Source organism: Streptomyces sp. SP18BB07, assembly GCF_036322545.1.
Taxonomy (GTDB): domain Bacteria; phylum Actinomycetota; class Actinomycetes; order Streptomycetales; family Streptomycetaceae; genus Streptomyces; species Streptomyces deccanensis.
Window position 1 is genome coordinate 33,547 of the sequence record NZ_JAQYWT010000295.1, and the last position, 12,531, is coordinate 46,077.

General features: G+C 70.5%; 13 protein-coding genes. 3 read left to right on the plus strand and 10 right to left on the minus strand.

All coding sequences use genetic code 11. The annotated features are described in order from the left end of the window. Positions 1 to 8: 8 nt before the first annotated feature. The 7 genes from PUR53_RS16585 to PUR53_RS16615 form a co-directional block, all read right to left on the minus strand. Positions 9 to 548 (minus strand): cysteine dioxygenase, encoded by a 540-nt coding sequence (locus tag PUR53_RS16585; protein ID WP_329900165.1) that lies wholly within the window; start codon positions 546 to 548, stop codon positions 9 to 11. Between the two features lie 79 nt (positions 549 to 627). Continuing rightward, on the minus strand, positions 628 to 774 hold the full coding sequence (locus PUR53_RS16590; RefSeq protein WP_329900166.1) for a putative leader peptide: 147 nt from the start codon (positions 772 to 774) through the stop codon (positions 628 to 630). Between the two features lie 69 nt (positions 775 to 843). After that, positions 844 to 2,541, minus strand: coding sequence for an FAD-dependent monooxygenase (locus PUR53_RS16595; protein ID WP_329900167.1), 1,698 nt, complete (start codon positions 2,539 to 2,541; stop codon positions 844 to 846). A gap of 198 nt (positions 2,542 to 2,739) precedes the next feature. Continuing rightward, positions 2,740 to 3,669, minus strand: a complete 930-nt coding sequence (locus PUR53_RS16600; RefSeq protein ID WP_329908719.1) for an amino acid ABC transporter permease — start codon at positions 3,667 to 3,669, stop codon at positions 2,740 to 2,742. Further along, the gene (locus tag PUR53_RS16605; protein ID WP_329908720.1) at positions 3,666 to 4,343 is read right to left on the minus strand and encodes an amino acid ABC transporter permease; all 678 of its coding nucleotides are present in this window, start codon (positions 4,341 to 4,343) and stop codon (positions 3,666 to 3,668) included. The genes PUR53_RS16600 and PUR53_RS16605 overlap by 4 nt, the downstream gene beginning before the upstream one ends. A 121-nt stretch (positions 4,344 to 4,464) precedes the next feature. Further along, complete coding sequence (locus PUR53_RS16610) at positions 4,465 to 5,316, minus strand: glutamate ABC transporter substrate-binding protein (protein WP_329908721.1); 852 nt, start codon at positions 5,314 to 5,316, stop codon at positions 4,465 to 4,467. A gap of 81 nt (positions 5,317 to 5,397) precedes the next feature. Then, on the minus strand, positions 5,398 to 6,174 hold the full coding sequence (locus tag PUR53_RS16615) for an amino acid ABC transporter ATP-binding protein (protein ID WP_329900171.1): 777 nt from the start codon (positions 6,172 to 6,174) through the stop codon (positions 5,398 to 5,400). A 319-nt stretch (positions 6,175 to 6,493) separates the two neighbouring features. On the opposite strand from PUR53_RS16615, the gene PUR53_RS16620 reads away from it, so the two are divergent. Together PUR53_RS16620 and PUR53_RS16625 are read left to right on the plus strand one after the other, a co-directional pair. After that, positions 6,494 to 7,180, plus strand: a complete 687-nt coding sequence (locus tag PUR53_RS16620; protein ID WP_329900172.1) for a response regulator transcription factor — start codon at positions 6,494 to 6,496, stop codon at positions 7,178 to 7,180. Between the two features lie 9 nt (positions 7,181 to 7,189). Beyond that, positions 7,190 to 8,602 carry a sensor histidine kinase gene (locus tag PUR53_RS16625; protein WP_329900173.1) on the plus strand — a complete coding sequence of 471 codons (1,413 nt, stop codon included), beginning with the start codon at positions 7,190 to 7,192 and terminating at the stop codon, positions 8,600 to 8,602. 139 nt (positions 8,603 to 8,741) lie between these two features. Here the strand turns inward: PUR53_RS16625 and PUR53_RS16630 are convergent, their stop codons facing one another. After that, positions 8,742 to 9,740 carry a TAXI family TRAP transporter solute-binding subunit gene (locus PUR53_RS16630; RefSeq protein WP_329900174.1) on the minus strand — a complete coding sequence of 333 codons (999 nt, stop codon included), beginning with the start codon at positions 9,738 to 9,740 and terminating at the stop codon, positions 8,742 to 8,744. 126 nt (positions 9,741 to 9,866) lie between these two features. Next, positions 9,867 to 11,015 (minus strand): peptidoglycan recognition protein family protein, encoded by a 1,149-nt coding sequence (locus tag PUR53_RS16635; RefSeq protein ID WP_329900175.1) that lies wholly within the window; start codon positions 11,013 to 11,015, stop codon positions 9,867 to 9,869. A gap of 193 nt (positions 11,016 to 11,208) precedes the next feature. Between PUR53_RS16635 and PUR53_RS16640 the strand changes: the two genes are divergently transcribed. After that, the gene (locus tag PUR53_RS16640; RefSeq protein WP_329900176.1) at positions 11,209 to 11,604 is read left to right on the plus strand and encodes a MazG nucleotide pyrophosphohydrolase domain-containing protein; all 396 of its coding nucleotides are present in this window, start codon (positions 11,209 to 11,211) and stop codon (positions 11,602 to 11,604) included. Between the two features lie 7 nt (positions 11,605 to 11,611). Here the strand turns inward: PUR53_RS16640 and PUR53_RS16645 are convergent, their stop codons facing one another. Beyond that, positions 11,612 to 12,514, minus strand: coding sequence for a hypothetical protein (locus PUR53_RS16645; protein ID WP_329908722.1), 903 nt, complete (start codon positions 12,512 to 12,514; stop codon positions 11,612 to 11,614). Positions 12,515 to 12,531 lie beyond the last annotated feature (17 nt).

Consider the following 12,531-nt stretch of genomic DNA (forward strand, 5'->3'; position numbering starts at 1 on the left):
CCCCGGGCTCACTGCCAGTCCGACGGGCGCTCCACGTGCTCCAGGCGCAGCACCTGCCCCGTGCGGCTGAAGCGCCGGATGCGGGGGAGGGGCGGGTAGTAGGCGTGGACGGAGATCGCGTGCTCCTCGGAGGACTCGTTGAGCACCTCGTGGACATGGTGGTGTCCGAAGGAGCGGCCCTTGCCGGCAGGCAGCTGCCGCTCGCGGTCGACGCCTTCGGTGAGTTCGAGGGTCTTCCAGCCGTCGGTGGGCAGTCGGGCGGCGAGTGAGTACTCCTTGAGTTCGCCGGCGGCGGTGACGAAGGCGCCCACCGAGTCGGCGTGGTCGTGCCAGCCGGTCCCCGTGCCGGGCGGCCAGCCGATGAGCCAGGCCTCGCTGCCGCCGGGACCTTCGAGCCGCACCCAGGTGCGGCCCTCGGGGTCGAGCGGGAGCGACGCGATCAGCTCGGCATCGGCGGCGGTCCGGCGAGCGAAGTCGAGCAGTTCCGCCTGCGTGGGGGCGGAGACGGTCGGAGCGGAAGAGGGAGGAACAACGGGGGACACAGACACGGGTACCGTCCTGAAGTGCGTTCGCTGGGGAGCGCGCGGCAGCACACGGATGGCGCGCGCGAAAGAGAGGGATGCGAAGTCAGCAGGACGGACGACACACGCAGCCCGCATAGCGGACGAGGTCCATATGGACCCTCCGCCACAGGCGCGTAGAGGTGTCGGTCACGGACCGGAGTACACCATGACCGGGCTGGGTGGTCAACTCACCGTCACTATGTGGACACACAGTGACGGTCGTCGATCGGTCCGGGCCCTCTCTGCGCGGGACAGGGCGTCTCCGAGGGCATGTCAGCGCTCAGCGCGCGCTCGTGGCCGCGTCGCTGTCGCTGGTCTCGGGCTGCTGCTTCGCCCCGCCCAGCGTCGCCTCCGCGGCCGCGTACAGGTCGGCCGGGCGTACGCCGCTCAGGGCGGTGACGAGGTAGCCGTCGGGGCGGACGAGGAGGACGGTGTGGGCGGCGGCGCCCGGGTAGGCCTCGGCGACCAGCAACTCGGCGGGCCGCGGCAGGGCGGAGACGGCGGCGGCGAGACGGGGCATGATCCCCGCGCTCATCCAGTGCTTGCGCTCCCACACCCCGGTGCCCGGCGCGATCAGCACGACCAGCAGGGCCCCGCGTCCGAGCCGGTCCCGCAGCGGTACGAAGGTGCCGTCCTCCGCCGTCACCTCCACATCCACGACCTGGGTGCCCGGCAGTGTGTCGACCGGAGTCTCCGCGGCGGCGCGTGGAGGCATGAGCGGCGAGTCGGAGTACGCCCCCGGCGCGCCCAGTGCCCCGCGCCCCAGGTGTCCGTCGGCCAGCAGCGCGTCGTGGCCCCGGGCGGAGCCGGGGACGTAGGACCGCAGCCCCTTGCCGCCGCGCAGCAGGGGCAGTACCTGGTCGGCGGCGCGCAACCGGGCGGCGACGACTGCGCGCCGTTCCGTCTGGTAGCTGTCGAGCAGGGGCTCGTGGGGGCCGTGGTGCCAGGCCAGGGCCAGTTTCCAGGCGAGGTTGTCGGCGTCACGCAGTCCCTCGTCGAGACCCTGGGTGCCGAGTGCCCCCAGCAGGTGGGCCGCGTCGCCGGCGAGGAAGACCCGGCCGACCCGCCAGCGCCGGGCGAGCCGGTGGTGCACAGTGTGCACGCCGGTGTCCAGCAGGTCGTACGGCGGTGTCGAGCCGCCTGTCCAGCCGGCGAGGGTCTCGCGGACGCGGGCGACGAGGAGCTCGGGAGTCACGAGGTCCTTGCCCGGTGGCAGGAGCCAGTCGAGGCGCCAGAGGCCCTCGTCGAGGGGGCGCGCGGTGATCTCCCCGCCGGACGGACCCGCCGTGCGCCACGGTGGCATGCGGTGCAGCAACGCTTCGCCCGGCCAGGGGAGTTCCGCGCGCAGTGCCGCCACCGCGTGTCGTTCCACCGCCGTACGGCCGGGGAAGCGGATGTCCTGGAGCTTGCGGACCGTAGAGCGGGGGCCGTCGCACCCGACCAGGTAACTGCCGCGCCACCAGGTGCTCTTGGGGCCACGGGTGTGGGCCGTGACGCCGGACTTCTCCTGTTCGAGTGCGTCGAGCCGGCTCTCGACGGCGATCTTGACGAGCCGCTCACCGGCGATGGCCTCGCGCAGGGCGGCGGTCAGGACGTGCTGGGCGATGTGGAGCGGGGGGAGGTCGGCGGAACCCTCCACGACGGCGTCGTGGCCACCGCGGGTGGCCTTCGCGCCGTCCCGGGGCGGGACGCCCGGCTCCTCGAAGTCGGCTTCCCCGAACCTGACCTGACGCATCACCTGCTTGCGCCGCATCGACCGCCATCCGGCCCAACGGAAGCCGATCCGGGAGAGCGGGGCCCCGGACAACCGTTCCAGCAGTGCGGCCGTGTCCTCGTTCAGGACGACCGTCCGTGCGAGCCGCTGCTCGTCCTTTCCCGGTCCCTCGTCGAGGACCACGGACGGCACGTCCTGGCGCGCCAGCGCGAGGGCGAGCGTGAGCCCCACGGGCCCCGCACCGACGATGATCACCGGATCCACGGCGCGGCGCCCCCTGCCCGGCGCGACGTCCCGGCGGACGTGGGTGAACAGGAAGTTGGAGCAGGGTGCACGATCACAGAACGTATGCAACCCATTGCCGGTGCTTGCGTCAAGTGACGGAGGGCAGTGGCGATCATGCCACTGCCCTCCGGGGAGCGAATCGGGGGACATCCTGGGGGGATGTCACCTGATCACCTGTCAGGTACCTGGTTGGCCACCGCCACCACCGTCGACACCCCCGACACCGACGGCGCCACCCGCGCCGGTCGCCGCGGTGCCCTCGATCGCCGCCGGGCCCAGGACCGCACCGGTCGACTTCTTGCCGCGCCGCAGCCGCTGCTCCAGCCAACTGGCGAAGCTCGTGATGATGAAGTTCAGGATGATGTAGATGATCGCCACGACGACGAAGCTCTGGATGACATTGCCGTAGTTGGCAGCCACCGTGGTGCGCGCGTTGAGAAGGTCGGTGAACTGCAGCAGCACACCACCGAGCGCGGTGTCCTTCACGATGACCACGAGCTGGCTGACGATGGCCGGCAGCATCACGGTGACGGCCTGCGGCAGCAGGATGCTGCCCATCGTCTGGCCCTTGCGCAGACCGATCGCCTGGGCGGCCTCCGTCTGGCCCTTGGGCAGGGCGAGGATGCCGGCGCGTACGACCTCGGCGAGGACCGAGGCGTTGTAGAGCACCAGGCCGGTGACGACCGCGTACATCGGCCGGTCCTCGGTGCTGATGCCTGTCGAGCGGGCATAGACCTCGTTGGCGAACAGCATCAGCAACAGGACCGGGATCGCCCGGAAGAACTCCACCACGGTGCCGGCCGGAACCCGGACCCATCGGTGGTCGGAGAGACGCGCGATACCCAGGAGCGCGCCCAGCGGAAGGGCGATCACCATGGCGAGCCCCGCGGCCTTGAGCGTGTTGGCGAGGCCGGGCAGCAGATAGGTGGTCCAAGCCTGGGACGTGGTGAAGGGCTTCCAGAGACTCCACTCCAGCTGGCCCTTGTCGTCCATCTTCTGCCACACCCACCAGGCAAGGAGGGCCAGCAGGACCACGAAGGACACCGTGAGGATCACGTTGCGCCGTTTGGCCCGGGGGCCGGGGGCGTCGTAGAGGACGGAACTCATCGCTTCACCGCCAGTCGCTTGCTCAGCCAGCCGAGGAACAGGCCGGTGGGCAGGGTCAGTACCACGAACCCGAAGGCGAAGACCGCGCCGATGAGCAGCGTCTGTGCCTCCTTCTCGATCATGCCCTTCATGAGGTAGGCGGCCTCCGCCACACTGATGGCGGCCGCCACGGTCGTGTTCTTGGTCAGCGCGATCAGCACGTTGGCCAGCGGGCCGATGACCGCGCGGAACGCCTGCGGCAGCACGATGAGGCCGAGGACCTGGCCGAAGCTCAGTCCGATGGCGCGTGCCGCCTCGGCCTGGCCCACAGGCACCGTGTTGATGCCGGAGCGCAGTGCCTCGCAGACGAACGCCGCGGTGTAGGCGACGAAACCGAGAACGGCGAGCCGGAAGCCCTGGGCCTTGAAGTCGTCGGGCGCCCCCATGGTCATGCCGAAGATGTCGGCGAGGCCCAGCGAGGTGAAGACGATGATGACGGTCAGCGGGATGTTCCGCACGATGTTCACGTAAGCGGTGCCGAAGCCCCGCATCAGGGGGACGGGGCTGACTCGCATGGCGGCGAGCAGGGTCCCCCAGACCAGCGAGCCGATGGCCGAGGCGACGGTGAGTTTGACCGTCATCCAGAAGGCGCCCAACAGGCTCGGGTCGTCATAGTTTGAAAGGAAGTCGAACACTGTCTCCCGCGCTTCCGGGTGTGTGGCATACGTGGCAGGCGCAGAGCGCCGCCGCCCTCACCGCGCCTTGCGGCGGGCGGCGGCGCGCCTGCGAGAACCGCGCTGGGCGCGGATACCCGACTTACTTGATGTCGCCGATCTTCGGGGCGGGCTCGTTCTTGTAGTTGGCCGGGCCGAAGTTCTCCTTGACCGCGGTCTCCCAGGCGCCGTCGCTGACCATCTTCTCGAGGGCGGCGTTGATCTTGTCCACGGTCGCGGTGTCGCCCTTCTTGACGCCGATCCCGTAGTTCTCGTTGCTGAGCTTCAGGCCCGCGAGCTTGAACTTGCCCTTGTACTGCTCCTGCGCGGCGTAGCCGGCGAGGATCGAGTCGTCGGTGGTCAGGGCGTCCACGGCACCGCTCTGCAGACCCGCGAGGCACTCGGAGTACCCGCTGTTCTCACGCAGCTGGGCCTTCGGGGCGATGGTGTCCTTGACGTTCTGCGCCGAGGTGGAACCGGTCACCGAGCAGAGCTTCTTGCCGTTGAGGTCCGTGCCCTTGCTGATGTCGGAGTCCGACTTGATCAGCAGGTCCTGGTGGGCCAGCAGGTACGGGCCGGCAAAGTCAACCTTCTTCTTGCGCTCGTCGTTGATCGAGTACGTCGCCGCGATGAACTTGACGTCGCCGCGGGCCAGGGCGTTCTCGCGGTCGGCGCTCTTGGTCTCGACGAACTCGATCTGCTTGGCGTCGTAGCCGAGCTCCTTGGCCACGTACGTGGCCACGTCGACGTCGAAGCCGGAGAAGGAACCGTCGGGCTCCTTCAGGCCGAGACCCGGCTGGTCGTACTTGATGCCGATCTTGATCTTGTCGCCGCCACCGGAGCCGGAGCCGGAGCCGCCGTCGTTGCCGTTGCTGTCGTCGCCGCCGCACGCGGTGGCGGTCAGGGCGAGGACGAGGGCGGCGGCTGCTGCGGCGGAGGCCTTGCGGAGCTTCATGGTGAACATCCTTTGCGTGGTGAACAGATGCGGACCGTCATGGTGCTGGGTGCCGGGTGCCGGATGGGCGTCGGCAGGCCGTCAGTGGTGCAGGATCTTCGAGAGGAAGTCCTTGGCCCGGTCGCTGCGGGGGTTGCTGAAGAACTGGTCCGGCACAGCCTCTTCGACGATGCGGCCGTCCGCCATGAACACCACCCGGTTGGCGGCCGAACGGGCGAAGCCCATCTCGTGGGTGACCACGACCATGGTCATGCCGTCCCGGGCCAGCTGCTGCATGACCTCCAGGACCTCGTTGATCATCTCGGGGTCGAGCGCCGAGGTCGGCTCGTCGAAGAGCATGACCTTGGGGTCCATGGCCAGTGCCCGCGCGATCGCGACGCGCTGCTGCTGACCGCCCGAGAGCTGTGCGGGGTACTTGTCCGCCTGGGTGCCCACGCCGACCCGGTCCAGCAGGTTCCGCGCCTTCTCCTCGGCCTGCTTCTTGTCGGTCTTGCGGACCTTGAGCTGTCCCAGCATCACGTTCTCGAGCACGGTCTTGTGCGCGAAGAGGTTGAACGACTGGAACACCATGCCGACGTCCGCACGCAGTCGTGCGAGCGCCTTGCCCTCCGCGGGCAGCGGCTTGCCGTCGATCGTGATGTCGCCGGAGTCGATCGACTCCAGCCGGTTGATGGTGCGGCAGAGGGTGGACTTGCCGGACCCGGAGGGTCCGATCACCACGACGACCTCACCCCTGGTGATTGTCAGATCGATGTCCTGGAGCACGTGCAACGCGCCGAAGTGCTTGTTGACGCTCTTCAGGACGACCAGGTCCTCGGCCGCGGGCACCGCGTCCTTGACCACCGAAACTTCGGTCATCGCTTTCTGGCTCCGTCCTCCTCGGTTTCGGAGGACAGTAGTGACCGGCGACGACCAGCGTCATTACATCTGAGCGAGAATTGAGCATAACGATCTGGTAGCCGGACGGACACTGCACGTGACGGGCTCGGGCGGGGCGTTTCGGCTGCATAACGGAACCCGCGCGGAACCCCTCCGGCCTTGACGGCGTCCTCACTCATCAGTGTGACTGCGAAGGGGCCGATACGCGCGTGCCCGGGATGCGAATCCGCGTAATGTGTGCCAGCCGAGACGCACACATGACCGAAACGTATGACCCACCGAGCAGGAAGGGGCCGGAATGAGGCTGCTCCTCGTCGAGGACGACAACCACGTGGCCGCCGCCCTGTCCGCGGTCCTGGCCCGACACGGCTTCGACGTCACCCACGCCCGCAGCGGCGAGGAGGCGCTCCAGGCACTCGTCCCGGAGGGCAACGGCTTCGGCGTCGTCCTGCTCGACCTCGGCCTGCCCGACCAGGACGGCTACGAGGTCTGCGGCAAGATCCGCAAGCGGACCAGCACCCCGGTGATCATGGTGACGGCCCGCTCCGACGTACGGTCCCGGATCCACGGCCTCAACCTCGGCGCCGACGACTACGTGGTCAAGCCCTACGACACCGGCGAGCTGCTCGCCCGGATCCACGCCGTCGCCCGCCGCCGGGCCCCCGACGAGGCCGCGGCCCCCGGTGACAGCGGGCTGCGGCTGGGGTCCGTGCTCATCGAGCTGCCCACCCGGCAGGTCAGCGTGGACGGCTCGGTCGTCCAGCTGACCCGCAAGGAGTTCGATCTGCTCGCGCTGCTGGCCCAGCGGCCCGGTGTCGTCTTCCGCCGGGAACAGATCATCAGCGAGGTGTGGCGGACGAGTTGGGAGGGGACCGGCCGCACCCTGGAAGTACATGTCGCCTCCCTGCGGTCGAAGCTGCGGATGCCCGCCCTGATCGAGACGGTGCGCGGGGTCGGCTATCGGCTGGTCGCCCCGACGCCGTAGCGTGCCCGCGTGCGCACTCGTCTTCTTCCGCTGCTCATCGTCCTGATGGCCGCCGTGCTGCTGGCCCTCGGCATTCCGCTGGCGGTGAGCCTCGCGGCGGCGCGGCAGCAGGAGGTGGTCGTCGACCGCATCGACGACACGGCGCGCTTCGCGGCCCTCGCCCAGTTCGTCACCGAACGCCCGAGCGGATCCCGCGTGGACACCACGGACGGCCGCGGCGAGACCCTCCAGCGGGAGCTGGAGCAGTACTACCGGGTGTACGGCATCAAGGCCGGCGTCTTCTATCGGGAGAAGAGCCAGCCGGCCATGGCCAACGCTCCCGTGGAATGGGGTCGGCCCACCGAGGGGGAGGGGCTCGCCGCCTTCGAGGAGGCGCTGCTGGGGCGGCGCCCGCACGACCCGAAACAGGTGTGGCCCTGGCAGGAGGGCCGGCTCGTCGTCGCGTCCCCCGTCATCCACGACGGTGACGTCGTCGCGGCCGTCGTCACCGACTCGCCCACCGACCAGATGCGCTCGAAGATCCTGCGCGGCTGGCTGATCATCGGCGCGGGCGAGGCCGCCGCGATGCTCCTCGCCGTAGGAGCCGCGCTGCGGCTGACGGGCTGGGTCCTCAAGCCCGTACGCGTCCTCGACGTCACCACCCACGCCATCGCCTCCGGACGCCTCAAGTCACGGGTCGCGGCGGCCGGCGGACCACCTGAACTCCGGCGTCTGGCACGGTCGTTCAACGAGATGGCCGACAACGTCGAGGACGTGTTGGAACAACAACGCGCCTTCGTCGCCGACGCCTCGCACCAACTCCGCAACCCGCTCGCCGCGTTGCTGCTCCGCATCGACCTGCTCGCGCTCGAACTGCCCGAGGGCAACGAGGAGATCGCCTCCGTCCGCACCGAGGGCAAACGCCTCGCGTCGGTCCTCGACGACCTGCTCGACCTGGCGCTCGCCGAGCACGCGGAGTCCGATCTGCGGCTCATCGACGTGGGCGAGCTGACCGCCGAGCGCGTCGCGTCCTGGTCGCCGCTGGCCCACGACAAGGGGGTGTCGCTGGTCGGCACCTGCCCGGCCACCACCGCCTGGGCCGACCCCATCGCCCTGTCCAGCGCCCTGGACGCGGTGATCGACAACGCGCTGAAGTTCACGCCCGCTGGGGAGCGTGTCGAGGTCCGGGTCGGCTCGAACGGCGAGTCCTCCACGGTCGTCGTCACCGACGGCGGGCCCGGCCTCAGCGACGAGGAGCTGGAACGCGTCGGCGACCGCTTCTGGCGCAGCACCGCCCACCAGAACATCAAGGGCTCGGGTCTCGGGCTCTCCATCTCCCGGGCGCTGATCGCGGCCGGCGGCGGCTCCATCGCCTACGCCCACCACGAGCCGCACGGGCTGCGGGTCACGGTGACGGTGCCCCGGTCGCGTCCGCCGGTCTGAGAAGGCCGGGCTCGACCGAGAGGTGATGAGGGTCCTCAGGGGCTGAGATGGCTGGGGGCTGCGAGGGCTACGGGGGCGGGGCTTGCGAGGGCTACGGGGGCTGAGAAGGGCCCGGCAGGGGCCGGGCGCCTCCGGCGGACTACGGCTTCACCGACCGGTAGTACGCCCGCGCGCCACGGTGCAGCCGCAGCGGGTCCGTGTAGATCGCGGTGCGCAGATCCACCACCTGGGCCGCGTGGACGTGCTGGCCGATGTTGTCCCGGCTCTTGAGGACGACGCGGGTCAGCCACTCGGTGAGCCGGGGATCCATGTCCGCGCGGGTGATGAGCAGGTTCGCCACGGTGAGGGTGGGCACCGGGGCCTTGAGGATGGTCGGGTAGGCGTCGGCGGGCATCACGGACGCCCGGTAGTGGCTGAAGACCCCGCCCTGGTCGTGCAGCGCCGCCACCAGGTCGCTGCGGATCGGGACGAACCGGAAGGCGTACTTCTCCTTCTCCGCGAGGTCCGTCAGCCCCTTCGTGGGCAGGCCCCCCGACCAGAAGAAGGCGTCGATCCTTCCGGTGCGCAGGGCGTCGGGGCTCGTGCCGATGGTGTCGCGCCGCGCGTCTATGTCCTTGTCGATGTCGAGCCCGTCCGCGGCCAGCAGACGTTCGGCGATCAGCCGTACGCCGGAGCCCTCGGGGCCGACGGCGACCCGCTTGCCCTTCAGCTCCGAGACGTTCTGGATGGTCGAGTCGGCCGGGACCACCAGCTGCACGTAGTCGTCGTAGAGCCGGGCCACCCCGCGCAGCTGATCGGCGCCGGGCTGGTCCTCGTCGATGTACGTCTGGACGGCGTCGGCGGCGGCGATGGCGAAGTCGGCCTGTCCGGTGGCCACCCGGCGGACGTTCGTCTGGGAGCCGTTGCTCGGCATGAGCTGGACCCGCAGCCTGGGCATGTCCCCGGCGATCGCGTTCCGCAGTCGGCTGCCGTACTCCTGGTAGACGCCCCGCTCGGCTCCCGTGGTCACCGTGATCGTCCCGTTCGGGGGCTCCTCGCTGGGCCACAGCCACCACGCGAGCAGCCCGAGGACCACCAGCGAAGCCATCGAGCCCAGCAGCGCGTGCCGCCTGCCGATGCGGGGGAGTACCTGGACCATGCGACGAAATCCTGCCAGGTCACCGGGCGGGCGGCCAGGGTCGGACCCATCCGGTGCGAGCTCGTGACCTCGGCGACGCCGGACCCCTGCGGGGCGGGGTCCGGCGGCCGGGGCCGACGAGGGCGGTCAGCGGCCGGTTGCCACGGCCGTGCGCAGGCGCTCCAGCTCCCCGTACATGACCTCGCCCGGGCACTCCGTCGCCATCCAGTCCCGGTGGCCGCTGATCTCCGCGACCTCCTTCTGGGTGCCGTTGACCGGGTTGGTGTAGGTCACGCGGGCCTGCGGGTCCACGCCGTGCTGGCGGACCAGGACCTTCACGAGCCGGGTCAGCGCGGCGCGGGCGGCTTCCTTGGGGCCCTGCTCGGTGAAGGTGCCCAGCAGGGCGATGCCGAGGTTGCCGGAGTTGAAGCCGCCGACGTGGAAGGCGGTCACCACCTTGCCGTCGGCGTCGTGCGCGGGCAGGCCGTCGTCGCCGGAGTAGCGGCCCTCGTAGATACGGCCCTCCTCGTCGATGAGGAAGTGGTAGCCGATGTCGCCCCAGTCGTTGGTGACGGCGTGCAGCTGGTAGATCGCGCGGACCGTGGCGGCCGGGTCCGGGTCGTCGTTGGCCATGGCCGTGTGGTGCACGGTGATCGTCTGGAACGGGTAGAACGCGGTCGGGGTGTTCTCCGTGCCGTCCGCCTTGAAGCGCAGCGACTCGTCGGCGCCCCAGGCGGCCCGGGTGAGGAACTCGACGCCCCTGACCCGGGTGGGGTCGCTAGGCACCCGCACCTTCCGGTCCGGCCCGTGCGCGCAGTCGACGGCCAGTGAGCGCAGTTCGGTCGCGCCGTCGGGTGCCTTCAGCTCGTAGCCGGCGGCCCCGCCGGCCACGATCAGCGCACCGCCGCCGTTGGCCACCGAGCAGCCGCCGTCGCCGAGGGACTGCCATGCGCCCTGGGTGCCGTCGGCGTCCGTCAGTCTGATGCCGCCGCCGGTGGTCTCGTCGGTGCCGCCCCAGCGCACGCCCACGTAGCCGATGGGGAAGGCCGCCTCGACGGGTGCCTCGCCGGTGGCGGCCTCGCTGCGGGTCTTCGGGAAGGTCTCGGTCGTCGTGCCGGCCGCGGATCCCTCGGCGCCGGTGTCCGAGGACGTGGAGGTGCCGGAGTCACCGGTCGTGGCCATCACGGTCGGCGTGATCACGGCGCCGGCCGCTACCGCGCCGGCCGCGCCGATCACCGTACGGCGGGTCACCCGGGAGGTGGCCCGGTGGCTGGGGGAGGTGGGGGGAACGCTCACGATGGGTCCTCAATCGCTCGGGGTGGTACGTGAAGACACAACGGAGCGTACGGAGTGGAGTCACAGGTTCCGGCACCGGCCCCCCTGTGCTGACATAGCGTCAAAGATCCATGACAGTAAGGGACTTGGGCGTCATGACCGTACGAGACCGACGGAACTGTCGAAGGGGGCAGCCGGTCGGTAGGCTCGCCGGATGAGTTCCTCTCCCGCTCGCCTGGTCCGTGAGTTCCACCGAGCCTTCGGCCTCGACGCCCGTACCGCCCCCACCGAGGTCTCGCCCGAGCTGGCCGCCCACCGGGGAGAGCTGCTGGCCGAGGAGGCCGCCGAGGTCGCCGAGGTGGCGGTCGACGGGCCGCTCGACCGGTTGGCCCACGAACTGGCCGACGTGGTGTACGTGGCGTACGGCACCGCTCTCGTCCACGGCATCGACCTGGACGCGGTGATCGCCGAGATCCACCGCTCGAACATGACCAAGCTGGGCCCCGACGGGCGGGTCGCCCGCCGGGCCGACGGCAAGGTGCTCAAGGGGGACCACTACCGGGCACCCGATGTCTCCTCGGTGCTGCGGAAACAGGGCTGGGCGGGCTGAGCCCCGCTCAGAAACGGCCGGACAGGGACTCGTCGTCCGAGCCGTTCGCGACGGCGGTGACGGTGTAGAGGTCGCGGCCCGCGTCGCGCCGGCCCTGGGCGTGGTCGTACTGGACCTTGAAGACATAGGTGCCGGGGGCGAGGGTGACACCCGACTTCAGGGTCATGACGTACCCGATCTGGTCGCCGGTGGCGTTCTGGCCCACGGCGATCTTGTCGCCCAGGGAGGTCCAGGCGCCCGTGCTGGACACTCCGCCGGTCTGGATGACGCGGACGACGACCTTGAGCGAGGTGAGCGGCTTGGTGGACTTGACGGTGACGGTGCTCTGGTCCCAGTAGTCGTTCGAGTCGGCCTCCACGCTTCCGTCGGCCCACAGATAGCCGGACGTCGACCCGGACTCGGTGTTCTGGGTGGTCGAGGACTTCTCCTCGGTGCCGGTCGAGCCGGTGGAGCCGGTCGAACCCGAGGTGCCGCCCGTGCTGCCGCCCGTGTCGGACCCGGAGTCGGTGTCCGGTGCCGGCTGCGCCGCGCCGCCCGTCCCCGCTCCCGCTCCGCCGCTGACCGGGACGTAGACGACGTCCGGGTCGTCCTTGCCCTTGCCCTCGCCCTTGGCCCGGTCCGTCGGCGACGGGGCGACCGCCGCTTTCCTGGTGTCGCCGGGGACGGACTGCTCGTCGGCCGGTTTGTCGGCCGCCGTGGTCACCTTCTCGGACGAGTCGCCGCTCCAGTCGATGGCGGCCACGGCCGTGGCAGAGCCGGCGATCACCAGGACCGCGGCGGCGGAGCCACCGATCGCCTTCCACACCCGGCGGCCGGGCAGGAAGCCGCGGAGCGGGATGCGGGTCCTGCGGGCGAAGAGGTCGGCGAACTCGCCGTCCCGGCGGTCGCTTCGGTCGGGTGAGTGCGGCATGGGGGCGGTCCTTGTCC

What these genes read in the sequence shown, in the direction of transcription:
- PUR53_RS16600 (WP_329908719.1), bottom strand. Translation starts at nt 3,669, where the DNA reads ATGAGTTCCGTCCTCTACGACGCCCCCGGCCCCCGGGCCAAACGGCGC.
- PUR53_RS16610 (WP_329908721.1), bottom strand. Translation starts at nt 5,316, where the DNA reads ATGAAGCTCCGCAAGGCCTCCGCCGCAGCAGCCGCCGCCCTCGTCCTC.
- PUR53_RS16615 (WP_329900171.1), bottom strand. Translation starts at nt 6,174, where the DNA reads ATGACCGAAGTTTCGGTGGTCAAGGACGCGGTGCCCGCGGCCGAGGAC.
- PUR53_RS16620 (WP_329900172.1), top strand. Translation starts at nt 6,494, where the DNA reads ATGAGGCTGCTCCTCGTCGAGGACGACAACCACGTGGCCGCCGCCCTG.
- PUR53_RS16630 (WP_329900174.1), bottom strand. Translation starts at nt 9,740, where the DNA reads ATGGTCCAGGTACTCCCCCGCATCGGCAGGCGGCACGCGCTGCTGGGC.
- PUR53_RS16640 (WP_329900176.1), top strand. Translation starts at nt 11,209, where the DNA reads ATGAGTTCCTCTCCCGCTCGCCTGGTCCGTGAGTTCCACCGAGCCTTC.
- PUR53_RS16645 (WP_329908722.1), bottom strand. Translation starts at nt 12,514, where the DNA reads ATGCCGCACTCACCCGACCGAAGCGACCGCCGGGACGGCGAGTTCGCC.